Source organism: Methylomonas albis (genome assembly GCF_014850955.1).
GTDB lineage: Bacteria > Pseudomonadota > Gammaproteobacteria > Methylococcales > Methylomonadaceae > Methylomonas > Methylomonas albis.
Genome location: NZ_JACXSS010000001.1, coordinates 3,147,010 through 3,166,587 on the forward strand (window position 1 = coordinate 3,147,010; position 19,578 = coordinate 3,166,587).

Consider the following 19,578-nt stretch of genomic DNA (forward strand, 5'->3'; position numbering starts at 1 on the left):
CCAATAAAGCTTTCATTTTTGCAAACCATGAACAACACCGACCTACACGCCCTCCCCCGCCACACTGTTCCCGCCTTCCCTGGCTGGTGGAAAGCACTTGGCCCTGGCGTGGTGTGGATGGCCTTGGCACAAGGCAGCGGCGAGTTGATCTGGTGGCCGTACATGATTGCCAAATACGGCCTGACTTTCTTATGGTTGCTGGTCCCGGCCTGTTTGCTGCAATATCCGTTGAACCTGGAAATCGGCCGCTACACCCTGCTGACCGGCGAAAGCATCTTCCACGGCTTTATTCGCTTGCATCGCGGCTTTGGGATCTTTTTGTGGCTGCTGATGACCGTGTCCTTCTTGTGGTTTGGTGCCTTTGCCTCGGCCGGCGGCACCGCAATGGCCGAGCTGACGCACTGGCCGACCGGCTGGACGCAACGCGGGCAAAGCTTGTTTTGGGGCTACACCTCGATTGCGGTGTTCGTTTCGGCCATTCTCGCCAGCGGCGTGGTTTACACCTTAATAGAACGCTTCATGAAACTGGTCGCGGTAGTCACCGTGGTGGGGCTGTTATCCGCATGTTTACAAAGCGATGTGTTAAAGGCGCTGCCGGAATTTAGCCTCGGCCTGCTCGGCCCGGTCGGCGAGATGCCGCGCCCCTGGGATAGCGGCGATGCCAGCAAACTATTGACTGCTATTACCTTTGCAGGGCTAGGCGGCTTCTGGATTTTGTTTTATTCCTACTGGTTGCGCGATAAAGGCGCCGGCATGGCTGGACGAGTTGGCCGCATCACCGGCTTGGGCGGCTCAGAAGAAGCAGTATTGAGTGACGGTTTCCTGCCGGCCGACGACGCGGAGAGCGCGAAGAATTGGTCGACCTGGCGGCGGTTTTTAAGCGCGGATATTTTGGTCGGCATTATCGGCAATCTACTCACCACGCTAATGACCTGCCTGCTGGCTTATGCGCTGTTGTTTCCAAAAGGTTTATTACCGCAAGAATACGAACTGGCGGTGGTGCAAAGCCAGTTCTTTGCAGTGAGTTGGGGCGAGATCGGCCGCTTACTGTTTTTGGTGGTGGCAGCCGCCTTTTTAACCGACACCTGGCTAGCCACCGCCGACGCCGTCAGCCGTATCCAAACCGATATTATATTGACCTTGTTTCCGAGCAGCCGCCGTCTGCCGGCCCGACGCTGGTATTACATCTTTTTGGGCTTGTTGACTATCATCACCTCACTGACCATGCAACTCGACGCCCCCGGCCCACTGATTTTAACCAGCGCCATCATCGGCTTTGGCGGCACAATCATGTTTCCGGTAGCGCTGTATCTGCTCAACCATAAACTGCTGCCACCGCATTTGCCGGCATGGGCTAGACCTAAAGGTAAACCTTGGTTGTTGGGTTTAAGCTTTGTGGTGTATGTGCTGTTGGCCGTTTTGTATTTAAACGCCACGCTCAAACTAGGGTAGTGTGGCGCTGGCTCAAACAACCAACAGGCCACCGCAGGAAAAATAATTTTTTCCGGGTAACCTGCTATTTCCTTCATGCACCACAAGGCCACTATTTATGAATATCATCAAAATCACACTGCTGAGCTTATCCCTGGCAACTAGCTACGGTATATACGCTACGACAGCCCTAGCCGCGGAAGCCACAGCCAGCAGCTCGGTAAATGTCAGCGAAACCATCTCGCACCTGGAAAAAGCCTTGGTGGAAATTGCTAAAAGCGACTTCAATACCGCCCAAGTGCATTTGAAGGCCGCCCGCACCTCCGGCGAGAAAATCACCGGTAGCGAAATCGTTGTAAAACAAGCCGGCGCGCTGGTAATTCAAGGCCAAATTAAAGCCAAGTTAGGCGACATTAAAGCCGCTTCCGAAGAATTGAACAAAGCCTTGGCGCTGTATAAGTCACTTTAGTTGAAATAACGCCAGTTCTAGAGCTGGACCGGGTTACCCCCCTCACAAACTTTTGGTCCTTCCAAAGCCGCTTGGGGATATAAAAATCTGACTCGCAGCCCTGGCCCGCCAAGAGCTTCACGATACTAAAACTCCACTCTCACCGAACCTAAGAAGCTGCGTGGCGCACCAGGCATGACCCCATTGGACGAGTTGTTGGCAGCGCTATCCCAATACATTTTGTCCAGAAGATTATTGACATTCAGTTGCGTCGTAAGCTTGGTGGGACCGACTTTCCAACTATAAGCGGCCATCAGATTGACCAACGCATAGCCGGGCAGTTGAAAGCTATTGGCATTATCGCCTTCCCGCTGATCCCGCAAGGACATCCCGCCGCCGACTTTCAGACCGCGTAAATCGCCGCTTTGAACGTCGTAGGTATTCCACAAACTGGCGCTGTTGCGCGGCACATTCCACAGGCGATGACCCTGGTTACCATTGGTGATTTCATTGCCGACCAACGCCGTGTCCTTGGTAATTTGCGAATCGATATATGCGTAGCTGCCGATAATGTTCCAGCCAGACAATACCTCGCCGGATACGTCGAATTCGATACCGCGATTGCGGACTTCGCCTACGGCCTTGTTAAACCCCAACAGCGCCAATACCGGATTGGGATCGGGCGTGGCAATATTTTGTTTGGTGATGTCGAACCAAGCCAGCGTCGCTGTCAGACGGCTATCGAACAATTCGGTCTTGATGCCGGCCTCCCATTGTTGCGCGGAAGTGGGCGGCAACGGCGAGTTATTCGTCGTCAGGCCATTGGTTATACCGAAATTTTCAACATAATTTCCGTACAAACTGACTTCCGGTATCGGTTGCCACAATAGGCCAAAACGTGGTTTAACCGCCTCTTCCACCTGCACGGTATTGGCATAGGGTAAGTACGACGGCGTGCCAAAATTTAATCCGATCTGATTCCAATCATTTTTCCTGACGGTGTCGTATCTAAATCCAGCCAATAGATGTACATGCCGGGGAAGTTCGATTTGATCCTGGGTATAAAATCCACCCCATTCCTCGACGAAACCGGCCGAACCCCAAACATTCGGCCTGTTGTACAAACCGGCATTCACACCGGTATGCACCGGGTTGTAGGCATTGAGAGGAAGAGTGTCGCTGGAATTAAAACCGAAATACTCGGTATCGTCCTGCACGCGCTGATAGTCACCGCCTATCAAAACCGTATGATGCAAGCCCCAGGTATCGAATTTACCGGTCAGATCCAAAGTCGAATAGTAACTTTCCTGTGTCCGGCGGGCCTCGTAGGTTTGTTGTCCGGTCATACAGCTAACCGTATCGCAAGCGATTGGTCCGGCAAATTTTACCTGCGGCGGGTTATCGGCGCTGGGCAATAAAAATGCATCGAAACGATGGTGAATACTCCAATTGTCGTTAAAGGCATGCGTCAAATCGTAACCCGTGGCGATGGTTTCGGATTCCGTGCCGGGGCCGGGTTCCGCCAGATTTCGCTCGCGAGGCAAATTGATGGGGCGGTTGCTGCCGGGCATCACAAACAAGCCGTTATCGAAAGGATCGTTGCTATGCTGATATTCCAAATGAAAATTTAACTTCGTGCGGTCGCTGATGTCCCATTGAAAATTCGGCGCGAAGAACACCCGCTCGTTATTCAAAAACTCCCGCCACGAACCGCCGTTCTCATAGGCCAGATTAACACGATACAACAAGTCTCTATCCTTATTGACCGGGCCGGTGGCGTCTACCGTGGTACGGTAGAAATCGAACGAACCGAATTGCTGTTGCAGAGAATAGTAAGGCGTTGCCAACGGCTTTTTTGTCACGATATTGACCATGCCGCCCGGTTCCATGCGTCCATACAGTATGGATGCCGGGCCTTTAAGAACCTCGACGCGCTCGACGTTAGCCGTCTCGCGCGGCCCATTTACCAAAAAGCCGTTATTGATCCGCGCGCCGTCGCGATAATATTCATACGTTTGAAAACCGCGGATGAATATCGAACTTTGGCCGCCGCCGATACCGGCCGCGCTTTGACTAGTCAACACGCCGCTGATGTTTTCCAACGCTTTGTCCAGCCGGACCACTTGTTGATCCTTCAAAATTTGTTTGGTGATGACCTTGGCCGAAAAAGGCGATTCCATGATCGGCGTGTCGGTCTTGGTAGTCGATGCCGTTGACTGGCTATAACTGGGATTGGTGGGGTCGGTAATATCGTAAACGGCTTTACCGGTCACCAACACAGGTGCCATCGTATCCGGACTGGCTTTGTTGTGCATTTCCCGCGCTTTAGGCTGCAAAGTGATATTTCCTTCGCCGGTCGTCACGGCCTGTAGCGGCGCGTCACCCAACAAAATTCTGATCGCTTCATCGGCGGTGTAATCGCCTTGTAGGGCGCGGCTACGCAGGTTGTCGGCAATGTCGGTTCCGTACATCAGTTGTTGCTGGCTTTGCCTGCCGAACATCAACAAGGCCTGATTCAGCGACTGGGCGGGTATGTCGAAATGGTGTTTGCCGGCGGCATCGCCATGGGCGGTTTGCGAGATCAGCGCCGCGAGCAACGCGGCTTTGGCGGCATGGCGCCGGCCTTTGCCGGCTGAGGGATTGCAATGCTTTGCGTTGGACATGGATACTCCTAGTTTCGGTCGGGTTACACGGCAGCATTTCGGCTCGTGTTAGTTAAGACGGAAACTTTTTGAAAACCCACATCGGGCGATCATGGATTTTTTCATTGGAAGAAACCGGCGAGAGCGAATTGAGAGGGGTGTCGTGAGTGCGGTGCTGTGTTTGCTTCGGTTTCGTAGGATGGGTAGAGCGTAGCGAAACCCATCGTTAATCAAGCCAGTCCCAACGCGCAGTATCGAAACCAGAAAAATGCGGCTTGTTCTTTGTAATAAGGAGTGTCGTGGTGGAATTGGAAAATGATTTGAGGCGGGAATAAACTATTGATGATGGGTTTCACTGCGCTCTACTCATCCTACCGGCGGAATTGCGGTTGGCTTTAGCCTTTCATGTTAACGCAACACCACCAGATACGGCGTGATGCTAACAATTTGCAGCGCCGGGATGGCGGCATTTAAACTGGCGATGGCTTGATCCAGCGCATCCAAGCGAAACAGGCCGCTGATGCGCTTGTCGGCCAAAGCCGTATTCAGCAACACGACGCGGCCTGGGCGGTACTGGTTGATTTGGGCAATCGCGTCGCGTAGCGGCAAGCCGTCGAATTGCAGATAGCCGGCGCGCCACAGCGCCATGCCGTCCGGATGGCCGGCGTGTTTTAAGGCGATACCGTTGGCGTCTATCGACGCTGACTGTCCCACCGCGAGGCGTTCATAGTGTTGTTGCCCCTCGTCTTGTATTTCAACAATCCCTTCGACCAGTTCGACCTGGGTTTGCTCGGACTGTAGTTTTACAGCGAAGGCGGTGCCCACCGCCCGCACTTCGCTGCCAGCGGCAGCGACCACGAACGGCTGTTGCGGATTTTTAGCCACTTCGAAAAAGGCTTCGCCGGCCAATAACTCCACCCGGCGCAAGCCGGCGTCGAAGTGGATGGCCAGGGCGGTGCCGGTGTTAAGCATCACCCTCGAGCCGTCGGCCAAGGTCACGCTGCGCTGCTCGCCCTTACCGGTCGAATAGTCCGCGCGCCAGAATGCCGGCGGATACAGCGCGGTGAGTGTGACCGCCAGCATTGCGCAACAGGCGGCAGCCAAAGTTAAGGACTGGCCGCGGCGGCGAGTTCTGGTGTTGACGCGAACTTTAAAATCCCCGAGGCTGTCATTTCCGCGCAGACGGGAATCCAGCATGGCAACCGGACTTGCGGCCAGCGCATCCGCTGCCTTAGCTTGCCTGCCACCTTGCCCTGGAGACTGTCGTAAAAGCTCCCTCTCATCTCGGGACAACTGCACTGATGCTGAAGATGGGGCAATGTCGGGATCGATTACCGAGAGGGTTGGCGTGAGGGAATTAAAATGCGTCAAAGCGTTAGTTTGCATCCCCTCACCCTGCCCTCTCCCAGAGGGAGAGGGTTGTATTTTGGCTTGTAAGCCCCCCTCCCCCGGTAACGGTTGCGCACCGGGAATGATGCGGCGGCCGCGCAGTTGTCCCAAGCCCGCCCACAGTGCTTCGGCACGTCGCCAAGCTTGTTCGTGGGCGCTGTCGGCAGCGCGCCAGGCATTCAATTCTTGCCGCGCAGACTGAGAAAACTCACCGGAATGTAATTGGCTTAACCATGAGCAAGCCTGCTCCAGCAAACGCTCGGCATCGTCTGGCATCGGTTCGGTGGACATGATCAATTCCTGATTGAACAGTGGGGGGAGATATATCATAGACGAGGCTATCGGCCTAAACCACAGTCGCTATTCGTCTTCATCCAGGGTTTTAGCACAATGCACTAAGGCTTTTTTGATGTTTTCTTCCACGGTGCGGAGGGAGATGTTTAGTGTTTCGGCGATTTCGCGCTGCTTCAAGCCTTCGAAGCGGTTGAGGTAAAAAATGCGCTGACACAAGGGGGATAAGCTGGTCATGCCCTCGATCAGACGGTCCAAATCCTGTTCACCCAGCGCCACGGTTTCCGCGCAGCGCAGGTCTTCGACTTCCGGCTGCGTATCCTCCGGCCATTCCACAATCGCGGCACTGCGCACGGTTTGACTGCGATAGTAATCAATCAGCAGGTTTTGCGCGGTACGGAACAGATAAGCTTTCAGATTGCCGACGGTGCTCAAGTCCTCGCTACGGCATAAGCGTACAAACGCTTCCTGGCATATGTCGGCGGCGGTTTCCCGGCAACGCACACGCGAAAACAGCACGGCTTCCAGTTCGCCGTGGCAACTGACGTATAGCTCGTGCAGGGATTGCTGGGCTTGAAATGACATTGGGCCGGTTTAGTTTTTCGGTATTGGGACGTCAGCCGAAAGTTCTTAGCAAAACTTAAACCCGATGCAGATTTCTTTATTTATTCAGGCGACTACCAAACTGGCAAGCTTTCAAGCCAGGCAGCCTTTTATTAATCTATGTTAAATGACGCTTTACATTAATGGATTTAACCTAAGGCGACTTATGACAATAAACGTACCCAAACCAAACAATTTTCCGTTGACTGAGCGGACCTGTGCCGAGCGAAGCCGAAGTAGTCGAAGTCAAAAGCCCGCTTCGGCTCCGCTCAGCGAACGACATATTTGGCATTGCCAATGGGTATAAACTTTCTCAAAAATCACCAAAATTATCGTCTCCCGAAAAATAATAAACTCCCATAACCCAAAAACACTCCTCATGATTCTAGAGCTTGGTGTCTGGATCTTCGCCTCTCTCCCGACTTTTCCGGGCAGCTTCCGCCAGCAGTTCGTCGATAAAATAACGGCAGTAATTGGGCACGTATAGTTGTTTTAGATAGGCGATCTTGGTGGTCGAACTGGGTATCAAACCGGACAGATCCCTGGCGACCAAATCGCCATCCTTACTGGCTTCGTAGGCCGTACCGGCAATAATCCCCACCCCCATGCCCAAGCGCACATAGGTTTTAATCACGTCGGAATCGGCGGCCGCCAGCGTAATATCCAGGGGTAGATGGGCGCTATAAAACGCTTTTTCTATGGTCGTACGTCCGGTAAAGCCTGGTGTATAGGTTAAAATCGGCTGAGCCGATAACCGCTGCAAGCTTATTTCGCCCTCCGCCAAAGGATGATCGGCTGGCACTACCGCGACGTGATGCCAGTGATAGCAGGGCTTAACCACTAATTTATCGTCTTCATCCAGTTTTTCGGTGCAGATGGCGATATCGGCTTGATGCCGATGTAACAAGTTAATCAGATTATCCGGCGAAGACTGCACCATGTAGATTTTAATCCCCGGATATTTGCGCCTAAACCGGCCTATCGGTTCCGGCAGTAAATATTTGGCCTGCGTATGAGTAGTCGCTATCCGTAAGGTGCCGTTACTGTTCTCGAGAAAGTCGTCGGCAATCAGTTGGATATTTTTTTTTGCCTGATTGATTAAATCCACTTCTTCCATGATCTTTTCGCCCAAGGGCGTCAGACCAGTGAGCTTTTTTCCCTGTCTGACGAACAGCGGCGAGCCCACTTCCATTTCAAACAACTGGAGTTGCCGACTAACCGCCGATTGCACCACGTGCATTTTTTCTGCGGCTTTGCTCAAATTGAAATCGGTTTCCTGCAAAACTCGCAGCAATTCCAATTGATTAAGATTCATATGCTTGCTCCTAAAAATACGGCGATTCAAAGCAAAATTTTATTACTAACCTATAATGTAATTCGACGTTGCAATGAGAATCTATTCTTTCGATATAAGAATCATATTATATCGTTTTATTTTAGAGGTTCCGTTCATTAACATGACAAATCGACCAGGTGATTTTGTAGGCTATTGTTAGTGATAGGTAAACCTCCTCCTAGCAACAGGGATGTTTTGATGGCGGGTTGTATAAACCCGCCATTTTTTTCGCGGCCAATTTAGCGCTGATTGAGTCCTTCCCATGACTGAAGACAAACGGTTAGCTTGACGTATTCACCCGCCCGCTTTACCGCGAACCTCGTATAATGGATTTACTGTGCGGTCTGACAGCTCCCGTACACACGGAACTGACGACTTGGCTGATAGTTACAGAGTCGTCCTATCCTGCCACAGCCCGTTTATTCCGCAACTCCGCCAGAATAGTTTCCAGCACACTAGCCAAACTCTCGGCCAATACAATCGCGTCATCGGCTTGATCCTTAGCAGCCACTTCGGCTTGCTGCGCCAAACACTGTATCTTCTGAATCTCGAAAATGCCGGCAAAACCTTTCAAGTTATGCGCCATAAACTTAATTGAGGCATAGTCGCGCTGCTGAGCGGCCACTCTTAGTTTATCGACATTAGCTTGCTGCGCGCCATCCAGCGCGTTGTCGATCAACTTGTCTATAAATGCCTGACGACCATCAAAACGCTGTAGCAAGGCATCCCAATCGATCAAGCCTTCAGCAGCTACTGCCGCCACAGTGTCATTTACCGTTGCCGAAATTTCGATTACCGCTGCGGCATAGCCCTTACCACTTGTTTCATCAGGCATTTTGATGATGGACACATGCTGCCGCAGCGCACCGACCAGGGCGTTGGCATCGATCGGTTTGGTAACTCGATCCCGCATCCCTATTTCCAGGCAGCGCTGCCGCTCTTCGGGCATGGCGTGAGCAGTCAAACCGATGATTGGTAAATCCGGTGCGATTTCCAGAATACGCCGAGCCGCCTGATAACCGTCCATCACCGGCATCTGAATATCCATCAGCACCACATCGAAGCTGGCGTAGCCGGCTTCCTCCAGTCGATCCAGAGCTTGTTGACCGTTTTCCGCAAAGGTCACCTGCGCACCTTCGTGGATTAACAAATCCTCCAAGACCAGACGGTTTAAAGCCACGTCTTCCGCAGCCAATATTCTGAAGCCGCACAAGCGTCCGCCGTCTTGTTGAGAGTCGGCTGAATGCTCGACGCCGGCATCAGTGGCCGGCAACGCCACACTCAATGTGAATTTGCTACCGGCTCCCAAAATGCTTTCGACCAGAATATCGCCGCCCATCAACTTAGCCAGATCCCGACTAATCGCCAAGCCCAAACCGCTACCGCCGAATTTACGGGTTGTAGAGCTATCGGCTTGCTCGAAAGCGGTAAATAAACGGCCAATCTGCTCGGATGTCATGCCGATGCCGCTGTCGGTCACGCTGATTTCGGTCATGTCTTGCTGTCTGGAAACTTCCAGGCTGACATAGCCATGCGCGGTAAACTTTACGGCGTTGGACAATAAATTGACCAAAATCTGCCTTAAACGCAGCGGGTCGCCATTCACCCATTCCGGTAAATCCTGGGAACGATGCACTACTAGATCTAGCTGCTTTTCTTTGGCACGAATATCCACCAGGCTGATGGCATCCTCTATCAAAGCATCCAGGCGAAACGGCTGTTCATCCAAGATCATCTTGCCTGCCTCGATTTTAGAAAAATCCAGGATGTCGTTGACCACACTAAGCAAATGCATACCGGCATCGTAAATACGGGCGCTGTTTTCCCGCATGCTCTGCCCAAAATTATCGCGCACACTCATTTTGGCCAAGCCGATAATCGCATTCAGCGGCGTACGAATTTCGTGGCTCATATTGGCCAGAAACTCACTTTTCATATGCGCCAAATGCTCGGCTTCCAAGCGTGCGATTTCATGCGCCTGTTCTACCGCCTTGCGCTGACTGATGTCGCGCATCACTCCGATATAAGTGCTGCCGAAATCGTCCATTAATTCGTTGACACTCAACTCAATGGGTACCAGGAGTCCATCCTTCCGTTTACCTTCTACCTCAGTACGCCGGCCGATAATCACCCTTTCTTTGATGTTGTCCAGATGCTGGCTCAGATAACCATCGTTCTCGGAATGATAAGGCTCCGGCATCAACATCTTCACGTTTTGCCCTAATAATTCGTCTTCTTCATAACCGAACAATTCGCCTATCGCGTCGTTAACCAACAATATGATACCTTTGTTGTCGATCAACACCACCGCATCGGACATGGTCCGCAGTACGGCTCTGGTTCTAGCTTCGCTAGTGACTAATGCAGCCTTGGCGCGTTTATTTTCACTGATGTCGCGCACCGTGGCCTGCACGACGATTTCATTTTCGATCTCGACGCAGCTAAGCCGCACTTCGGCAAAAAAAGTCTCGCCGTTTAAGCGCCGGTGTACCCATTCGAAATTCGTCGATCCTTCGGCAATCGCCAACGCCAGCTTTTCCTGAGCCGCCTCAGCCGATACCCGGCCATCGGCCTGCCGTTCCGGCGATAATGTGGCCGGAGTTTGCGCCAAAAACTCTTGCTCATCCCTGCAAGCAAACAGGCTAATTGCCGCAATATTACCCGATATAAATCCACGGCTGGCACTAAGCGTCATCAAGGCATCCCGCGACGACTCGAATAAGGCCCGATGGCGTTGCTCGCTGGCTTGCAAGGTTTGCATAGCCTGTTTTTGCGCGGAAATATCTCGGATAAATGCGCTGAATTCTATGGTGTCTCCCAATTTATTGGGTGTGATGGCCAACTCAATTGGAAACTCATGCCCATCGCGATGTAGCGCAACAATTTCTATGCGCTGGTTCAAAACAGACCCATCTCCGGCGTCCAAATAGCGCAACATGCCTTGTTGATGGGCTTGGCGGTATTGCTCCGGAATAATGACATCGTGTAACAATCGGCCCAAGGCGTCCGCCGTAGGCCAGCCGAATATCTGTTCGGCCTGACGATTCCAGCCACTGATCAGACCGTTGGTATCCATCTGCACTACGGCATCCAAAGCGGTATCGACAATACTGCGAATGCGAACCTCATCCTCGCGTCTTGCTGCCAATAATGCCGCGAAACCGTCGGCCATTTCATTAACACTCTCGGCGACCTGACCAATTTCGTCGCGCATGGTTAACGGCATTCTTTGCTGAAAATTGCCGGCGGAAAACGCTTTGGCAGTTTTCGTCAATTGGCCTATGTAGCGACTAACCGCAAGATGAGCGCCAATTGCAAAATAAATTATCAGTAAAAATATGCAGCCGGGGATACCGATGCTCAAGGCTAATGTGGTTTTTGCCGCACGGACTCTGGCCTTAATCAACTGTTCGGCTGCCGGGATAAAGCTATCGTATACTTCCGAATAGGCAATATCTAGCGCCAAGGTAACTGTCGAATAAAAGTACTCCGGATTGATGGAAAATTTTTCCTGAAGGATATCGGGAATGACATGTTGGGTAATTAGGTTTGCAGCATTGGCGATATTTTCCCGGGTAGACGCCAGGATCGGCCGCAATTCCGATTTGTAACGTTGAAAGTCCTGGGTTGTTTCTTCTATGGCCTTAACACCGGTTTCGATTCTGTCTTTTATGACGAAGATATCGATCTTGTCCTGATCGCTAAACTGTTTTTTGGCTAGTAACTCCACGCCATAACCGCGCAGCTGCTCAATGCCTTCTAAGGTTCTCGGCATTTGCTCTATTACCAGCATAATCAAATGGTAGGAATCCAAGTGGGAATCGGTAACTAGTGCGTATTCCTCGCCGACAATTTCCCCAAGCGCCAATAGATGCTCCAACAGCCGACTATGTAAAGCATAGATTTCCTGAATACTAAGTGTCGCCCCAGCTTGCCGCAGTCGCGCCCATTCGCTGTTAATCTCTGCTAATGCCTCGGCAGTCACCGAATCGTCTATTAGGACTTGCTGTAAAGCCGATAAAGACGTACCGACCTTGATTTCCGTCTGATCGCGTTTATCTTGCAAACCTTTTATGCCACTCAATACCGCAATGGACAAACCCCGATGCTGCTGCGCCACTTGCATGGTCTGGGTAATATGCTTGATTTGCGCCAAGCCGTGCAATTCCCGTTCGGCATCGATAATCACCCGATTTAGGCTTTGATACAGACTGTAAAACACCACCAATACCGCCAGTAGTGACAGCACCCCTATCACCACAAACTTCTTGCTGAAACTTAAACGATTCATCAGCGCCACAGCGGGCGAAAACAAAGCTTGCATGGAAAATCCTCGACTCTATCGTCAAATCGATAGCGATGTAGATGGGTATTTAGCGGTTAATCTGGCTCGATAGCAGCAAGGATTTTTGTTTTTCGACAATTTGGTTCAAGCGCAACGCCAGCCTGTTGTCGTTCTCGAACAGGTTATCCATCTGCGTCGTCAATTCATCGACATAACCGTGCAACATGAACTCCTGGCTATCGGTCAAACCCAGATGGATAAAAGCGCTTTCCATATTCATTTTGTGCTGTTCGGCCAGATTTACCATCTGCGCGTGATTAGCATGTTGATTGGCTTCAATTTCTATCAATAAATCAGTCAACTCTTTCACGCCTTCCAAGCGGGCATTGGCTTCCTGCATGCGTTGTTGCTCGCTAATCATTGCGTCGACGCGAGCGCCGGCCCCTTCCGCAAGAATCGCCAGGTGATCGCGCAAACGACCGATAGCGTCAGGATCGTCTGTGTCCAAGCCGGTTACCAATAAAACCACATGCGAAAAATTGAACACCAACCTGTCACCGGCCTGATATATACGGCCCATTTTGGATACATAGGTCAGAATAGACTTTTCCAGCGGGGTACAAGCTGTTTCGGGGCTGAAATCGTATTCATCTTCGCCGGCGGTCAATTTCACCAAACCGTTCAGACCATATTGCTGCAGGGTCTCAATTAACAAACTACCCAATTGCTGAAACGTAACGCATTGAAACGATGTCCGTAAAAACTGCAACACGGTGCCGGTTTCGCCCAAACTAGACATGGCGGTAAATGCGGTTTTTTGCGCGTAAGATAATTGTGATTGCAGTTGCCGTTTTTGCTGCTCGGCTTCGATGGCTAAATCGACCTTGCGCAGAAGCACGTCTTTTTTGGCGTTTTTCGGAATAAAATCGTTACCGCCGGCATCAAATGCGGTCAGCAAAATCTCCAGATCGTCGTGCGCGGAAACGAACATTACTTGTACATCGTCGTTGCCATCGGCGCGAATCTGCCGACATACCTCGATACCGCTGAGGCCCGGCATTTCAATATCCAGCAAAATCAGATGGGGAGCCAAATCCATTGCGGCCAAACATTCCTCGCCATTGGCAAACTCGTGAATTTGATAGTCATGCCCCTGCAATTGATCGGTTATGACCAAACGCAACAGAGCATCGTCATCCACTACAAAAATACAGAATGGTTTATCGGGCATATTATTTCCTAAGTTGCTAGAGGTGTAGATGAAACAGATTTGATTACCAAAAAACTAAGCATAGCGGTCCAAGCCGGAATTGCCCGGCCACTCACTTAATTCATCTTAACAGCAACAGCGCACATCGTTGCCGGCCAGCGGGAAGAACTGTGACAACCGCATCGCTTGTTACGCTAATCTTCCGATACTCGCGGACAAACACCCTATCGCGAGCAACACATCAGCGCAGATAAGCGAGAATCAGGCGCCGTGCGCATTGGCAATGCCCAACGCCGCCCAGTCGAAGGCCGGGCCTATATCCCATTTATCACAGCGAAAATTCACATGACTGGCGATGCCGGAATAACTCTGGAAAAAATCCAGATCGCGTTCAAATTGCCGGGCTGTGGGGGGCAAGGTTTTCTGTATGGAAAATCGCCCGCATAAGTCGTTCAGCAATAAACGAATCGCCTGCACCTGCTGCGCTGGAAAAGTGGCAAAGTACGCTTCGCCCCGATAACTGGTTTGCATATATTTATCGGTTTGGGCTTTGTCGCAGTATTTTGAACCGAATGACTCGGTTTGGCCTCGACGCGGCGACCACCAATTCAAGACGTCCGGATTATCCGCCGCCGGCCGCAACGGCCCGACATTGGCAATTTCTATCGCGATCGAGCGTTGATCCAGCCGGCCGTTAAAACCCTTCACCCCCAGATGATAAGCCCACTGCGCGGGATCGAACACTTCATAGACTGTCCCGTCGACATCGACCAAATAGGCCGCGGCGATATGTTGAGCATCACCTATCCAGGTGTCGAACGCCGACTTGGCCGACGACCCGGCTGTGAAGTGCAAAACAATCAGATCTTTTTTCGGCCGCTCGGGAAAAAACTGCCCGGCTGGCAAGCGAAATCGAGAGCGATTAATCACCAAACCTGTGCCAACTGCGGCGGCTTGGTCACCGAGCGCCATGGTGTCGGTGTCGGCTTCGCTTTCGTTCGATGTCGCCAACACCTGCGGATTAGGCCGGTCTGTGGCCCCCGCCCAGAAAAAACAATTGTCCTTATCCTGATACCAATAGCCGTTGCCGGACACACTATCGCCCACCGTAAAGCTGACAATCTCGACTTTACTGCCGGCATCCAAGACTCGCAGCACTGGCGCACTGACTGATGGGCGACTGCGCAGATTGGCCCTACTCAGTAAACCCAATTGTTTGCCGGCCACTAAATTGACCGCCGGATCGGGTAAGGCAGTCGCAATCAGACTGATAATATCGATAGTGGAACCGGGACAGTTCACCGAGGCGCGAATCGCGCTATGCGACAACACATGAGCCGCATCGACGGTGATATGCCAGCGGTCGGCAATCTCTCGGATCAAATTCGAGCATGCCGCCAGTTGCGCGGCAGTAGGTGAACCGAGCAAAGGTTCTTCCAGGGCAATGCCAATCGAGAAAAAATTGGGGTTGGTATTGGGTCTTTGCTTAATGAGTTCGGCTTCAGGATTAACCACCAAACCGGCGTGAAAAGCGGTGTCCGCTTCCAGGACATATTGATGAATCTCGCCATTATTGCCGATGGCGTAATGCATAGACTGTAAAGCGCCCGACTTGTTATAACGCACACTGGCATCTGCCAGACTGCCATCCGCCGAGTGCAGGACAATGATGTCCGGTTTGAAACCAGCCGGGCGACCGACCCGACAATTTCCCGGCGCGCAACCTATCCATTTCTTGTCCATAAGCTCTCCTCAACCCTGCGCCTTAAGATCGCCGCGTTCGCCTTGTAAAGGATTCGCCGCTGTCGAATTATCCGAGCTTTGCGGATCGCCACCCACGGTCTGCGTGGTTTGGCGGATAGCTTTTTGCTCATCATCCTTGCGAGCGAGGCCGGAACGCAATTGCACCAGCTTACTCAAGGCGTTATACCAAAACGGCCCACCCAAGCTGAGTAGAAAAATCGATAAGATCAAACCGGGAATACTCACCAGTTTCCAATGTTTGCACCAGCTCTCCAGGTCAACCGGCAGGCTGATCAAGCCCTGTTCCGCTAGAAAATTCAAATAATACTTTTGCTTTTCCGGATCGACGCGTTCTTTGGCTTTAACAGCATCTTCCGTCGCCGCCTCGGCACCCTGCCCCGCGGCACCCTTGGCATCCGTTGATTGAACCGCAGCCTTTATTTGCTGCTCGTCGGCCAGCTTGGGCGCCAACTCCACGAAGGCCGACCGCATTTGCTCGTCCATGGACAAACGGTTGATCAAATATACCGTGTCCAACTGCAATGCAATCGCTACCAGGGCCGCGCTGATAAAGCTGACCACACGGGTGGTGGCGGTAAATCTAACGCTGACCCGGTCGATCAAATGATCGAAACTCAAACAAATTTTCGCCAAAAATTCACTGGAGGCCTCCTGCAATAAGGCATTGGCCTCACGCACGTCGTGCGCCAATTCCGGATTGGATTTTTCAAATTCCAGCGCCAGCATGCGCGCGTTTTTTAATGTAGCCACCGGATCCTCGATACCATTGTCGTGCAATACGGATTTCAACTTATCCAGCAGATCGATTTGTCCGGCGACAATTCTCTCCAGCTTGAGATACTGCTGTTTTTTTGACTCGGCCTTTTCTTGTTTGATCTTGGCAAGCAAAGCTTCAATATCCAGGCGCTTAAAAAACCACGGATATTCCAGCAGTTTGCTTTCCAGGGCTTCCGTGGCTTGGCCGACATTGATGGTTTTACTGGCCAGCCTGGCTTTGATTTGTTCGAATTCGGTTTTGATCGATACATCGTAGCCAGCCGCCAAATCCAGCAAAATCTTGATAAATTCTTCACGATGGATCACTTCACCAAACTGAAAAAACTGTAGCCAGGCCGGCAGTCGGCAGCGACAGCGGCCGCCGATAGTCCGTTGCGTCAGGGTTAAAGCGGCGATGGCCTCGGCTTCGGTTCGGGAAAAGCGGGCATCCAGCAATTCCAGCAAGTCGGCCAGGCCGGCGCGCAGATTGCGGCCGCGGCTGGCCAGTAGATTCAAAATGCCCTGGCTGATTAAAGTCACCGCCATGCTGACGATCAACATCACCACCGACAAACCCAATAACACATCCAGTGACTTCAACATCATTATTCTCCTTTGGAAAACCATTGCAGCTGATCGAATCTACCATTCTCGCGAAAGCGGCGTCCAGGCTTTTGACTTTTACCGCTTCCCGCCGTAACGAAAATTCAAATACCAGTCTGTATTGGCAAGCGCTCCATCAGGTAACACAAACAATCCTGGCGAATGACCCGTTCGTCCAGGGTTAACATGGACGGCATCGTCGGCCGAGTGACTTGCACTTGCCCTTCCCTAATCATCAGGAATTGTTCGGTAACCGGCTTACCGTCGTTGTCTTTGGCAATCAAGGGCATCCTTGCGCAGTCGGTTGTGGCCAACACGGTACCCGCCGGAATCTCTGTGAAATTCAGACCTTCCAATTCCGGATCAAGACGCAGATCGGCCGTGGCGTCGCTAAAGCTATAACCGACCTCGTCGGCGACGGTAACTTGCGCGACCGTGTGATAAATATCCACATCCTGCTTCGCAATCGGCTGCGCCGGAAATTCGTGTAAATGCAGGCAACTATCCAAAAACTGAAAGGCATGTTCGGTGCCGTGCGGCTGGCCCGGCCGGCCGCATTCCAAAGTCACCGCCGGGCAAAACTCGGCAAAAGCGCTGGACTGCGTACCCTTGGGATGGGTGAAATACACCAGCAAGCGGCCGAACAACGCGCCCAGATGCAGAAAATCCTTATCCAGCTTGTTAATGCAGGCGTAATGCGGATTCAGGCCGGTGTTGTTATGCACATCCACACTGGCAAACACGCCACGCCGGCGCATGATCTCGCAAATCTGCGCCGCCCAAAGCGTTTCCGGCGACTCCGGTAACGCAGTACCAGGCCAGATACGGTTGAAATCCTGCTGCCCGTCCAGCCGCCTTAGATTGGAACGCGCCGCCTGGGTATTACCGAAAAACAGCGTCAAGCCACGCGGCAAGCTTTGGTCGTGATATTTTTGCAGCAGCTTTTGCACAGCCAGAAAGCCGGTGGATTCGTTGCCGTGCAGTAAGACCGAGACAAACAGGGTTTCCGGGCGTTTGCCGGGGAGGTGGAATAAGGTTGGTTCGGGGATTAGCTTATGCAGGGCTTCGACAGAAATATCTAGTAAGCCATTGGGTAAGCTTTCGAATTGTTTTAACATTGAATTAGCAGGTAGAATTGGTTACATGAATATAGTTTGATATAATTTCTAAAAATATATATAGCAACACCAAAACATTTAGTTATTATTTACCACACATTATCGGGCAACTTTCCTTTCTGATCGCTGGTTCACTAATAAATAATGTCTCCTACATTGAAAAACAAGAACACAAAGCTTCTTCCAGACAACTTTCATATTGCTCACGATCTTTGCTACCTGATTCACGATGTAATGGTTCAGATATTAAGATCAGGTGAAGAAGGAGGTTTTTTCATAACTACCATCGATTTGCTAGAAGACGAAGACCAAGAGCTATCAAAAGCTAATGACATTTTTGTATGGCTAGCAAATAAAAATCGGACTAATGATAGAGCTAATATATTAGTGTCAATGATTTTTCCAGCTGTCTTGTCTGATGCATTACATTGCGTGTATGAGGCGTTAGAATGCTCTCGCAAAGCCAAACTGGGAATATCTTATATGCTTATAAGAAAACCATTGCAAGAAAATCTGTATATCCTTGAATCAATTATTTTGGATAAGCTGAGTTTTGCAGAAACGCTTGCAATCGACTCATTGAAACTTCGACATAAGAACGCAGGAGGCGTTGAGGGTCATCGCAAAAGAATAAGCCAAGTATTAAATATCCTAGGAGAAGAAAAACGTTTTGATCCTCTATATTTGGCTAAATTACGTTACGATAAAAGCTTTGAAGATAGTTTTGATGGTATATGCAACCTCGCCATGCATTTATTCACAGAACACCCTAAAATTCGCACAGACAATCTAAATATAAATTTTATTTTCTCTGGCTGGGATCAAAAGTTGACTCAGTGGGCATACTTATACAGCAGACTACCATATTTACTTTTTTATATGCATCTATTAGTTGAATATATTACCGAACGTATAGCACCAACTTCTAAGGAATATTTAGACGATATTTCTCGAAGAATATCCGCGTCAATTATTTTGTGGTGGGAATGTTTGGATGAGCAGTATCAATCAACTCAGCTAAAAGTGTTCTTTCAAGAAACAGAAAAATGGTTAAATCTTCATTGTCTTGAGAATGGATTTCCCACCCCATCAACAGATGATCTACAAAGCATGTCCAAAATTGGCTCATTTCCGGGAGAGCCAACTTTTGCAGCGGAAAAAAGAAATACTAAATATTATCTCCATGCTGCATACAATAAAGAGGCTTATATTACTCGTATGGCGAAACGGGCCAGCGATTCCGCCGATTAATGGTCAACTAATTTCATCGTTCCCACGCTCCGGCGTGGGAACAATGATGTTGTGCTTATTCATATCCCCCATCCGGCAACCGCTTCCCCACTGCGTTGCCTCTGCAAATAAGCCTGCGTCAGCTCCCTAAACTCACCCGGATTCTCCGTGATAAACCGCCGCTGCCAGTGGCTGCCGGTCTGTTGCTTGGCAAGACGTTGGCGAATCACATCCAGATAATTCTCACGATCAGCAGTGCAGATGCCTAAAGCCTGCAATCCCTGAACGGCGCGCGGCAATAGCTCCTGCTCTATCAGCGTTGCCAACCGTAACTTATGTTCACCAAACCAGACGATATGGCTAGCCAAGCCATGCCGCGCGGCCTGATAAAAATTGTCCTTGGCCTGGGCAAAGGATAAATCTGCCCTGCCCGCTTGGCGTTCGTCAGCCAAGTTTTTTTATCATTCCCACG

General features: G+C 50.9%; 13 protein-coding genes. 3 read left to right on the forward strand and 10 right to left on the reverse strand.

Annotation, left to right across the window (positions count from 1 at the left end):
* Positions 1 to 27 precede the first annotated feature (27 nt).
* Together EBA_RS14470 and EBA_RS14475 are read left to right on the forward strand one after the other, a co-directional pair.
* A complete protein-coding gene (locus EBA_RS14470; RefSeq protein ID WP_225616301.1) occupies positions 28 to 1,452 on the forward strand; it encodes an Nramp family divalent metal transporter in 1,425 nt (474 codons plus the stop codon).
* A gap of 97 nt (positions 1,453 to 1,549) precedes the next feature.
* The gene (locus EBA_RS14475; RefSeq protein WP_192375367.1) at positions 1,550 to 1,900 is read left to right on the forward strand and encodes a hypothetical protein; all 351 of its coding nucleotides are present in this window, start codon (positions 1,550 to 1,552) and stop codon (positions 1,898 to 1,900) included.
* A 125-nt stretch (positions 1,901 to 2,025) separates the two neighbouring features.
* Here the strand turns inward: EBA_RS14475 and EBA_RS14480 are convergent, their stop codons facing one another.
* From EBA_RS14480 to EBA_RS14520, 9 genes are all read right to left on the reverse strand, one after another.
* Positions 2,026 to 4,542 carry a TonB-dependent siderophore receptor gene (locus EBA_RS14480; RefSeq protein WP_192375368.1) on the reverse strand — a complete coding sequence of 839 codons (2,517 nt, stop codon included), beginning with the start codon at positions 4,540 to 4,542 and terminating at the stop codon, positions 2,026 to 2,028.
* Positions 4,543 to 4,929: 387 nt separating this feature from the next.
* Positions 4,930 to 6,201, reverse strand: coding sequence for a FecR family protein (locus EBA_RS14485; RefSeq protein ID WP_225616309.1), 1,272 nt, complete (start codon positions 6,199 to 6,201; stop codon positions 4,930 to 4,932).
* A gap of 69 nt (positions 6,202 to 6,270) precedes the next feature.
* Positions 6,271 to 6,786, reverse strand: a complete 516-nt coding sequence (locus EBA_RS14490; RefSeq protein WP_225616311.1) for an RNA polymerase sigma factor — start codon at positions 6,784 to 6,786, stop codon at positions 6,271 to 6,273.
* A 403-nt stretch (positions 6,787 to 7,189) separates the two neighbouring features.
* Positions 7,190 to 8,119 (reverse strand): LysR substrate-binding domain-containing protein, encoded by a 930-nt coding sequence (locus tag EBA_RS14495; protein ID WP_192375369.1) that lies wholly within the window; start codon positions 8,117 to 8,119, stop codon positions 7,190 to 7,192.
* A 421-nt stretch (positions 8,120 to 8,540) separates the two neighbouring features.
* Positions 8,541 to 12,464 carry a PAS domain S-box protein gene (locus EBA_RS14500; RefSeq protein ID WP_192375370.1) on the reverse strand — a complete coding sequence of 1,308 codons (3,924 nt, stop codon included), beginning with the start codon at positions 12,462 to 12,464 and terminating at the stop codon, positions 8,541 to 8,543.
* Between the two features lie 49 nt (positions 12,465 to 12,513).
* Positions 12,514 to 13,656, reverse strand: a complete 1,143-nt coding sequence (locus EBA_RS14505; protein ID WP_192375371.1) for a response regulator — start codon at positions 13,654 to 13,656, stop codon at positions 12,514 to 12,516.
* 240 nt (positions 13,657 to 13,896) lie between these two features.
* Positions 13,897 to 15,378 (reverse strand): N-acetylmuramoyl-L-alanine amidase, encoded by a 1,482-nt coding sequence (locus EBA_RS14510; protein WP_192375372.1) that lies wholly within the window; start codon positions 15,376 to 15,378, stop codon positions 13,897 to 13,899.
* Between the two features lie 9 nt (positions 15,379 to 15,387).
* The gene (locus EBA_RS14515; RefSeq protein WP_192375373.1) at positions 15,388 to 16,758 is read right to left on the reverse strand and encodes a hypothetical protein; all 1,371 of its coding nucleotides are present in this window, start codon (positions 16,756 to 16,758) and stop codon (positions 15,388 to 15,390) included.
* Between the two features lie 104 nt (positions 16,759 to 16,862).
* Positions 16,863 to 17,876 (reverse strand): M14 family metallopeptidase, encoded by a 1,014-nt coding sequence (locus EBA_RS14520; protein WP_192375374.1) that lies wholly within the window; start codon positions 17,874 to 17,876, stop codon positions 16,863 to 16,865.
* A gap of 144 nt (positions 17,877 to 18,020) precedes the next feature.
* On the opposite strand from EBA_RS14520, the gene EBA_RS14525 reads away from it, so the two are divergent.
* Positions 18,021 to 19,127, forward strand: coding sequence for a hypothetical protein (locus tag EBA_RS14525; RefSeq protein WP_192375375.1), 1,107 nt, complete (start codon positions 18,021 to 18,023; stop codon positions 19,125 to 19,127).
* 59 nt (positions 19,128 to 19,186) lie between these two features.
* On the opposite strand, the gene EBA_RS14530 is transcribed toward EBA_RS14525, so the two are convergent.
* A complete protein-coding gene (locus tag EBA_RS14530; RefSeq protein WP_192375376.1) occupies positions 19,187 to 19,558 on the reverse strand; it encodes a glutamate--cysteine ligase family protein in 372 nt (123 codons plus the stop codon).
* Positions 19,559 to 19,578 lie beyond the last annotated feature (20 nt).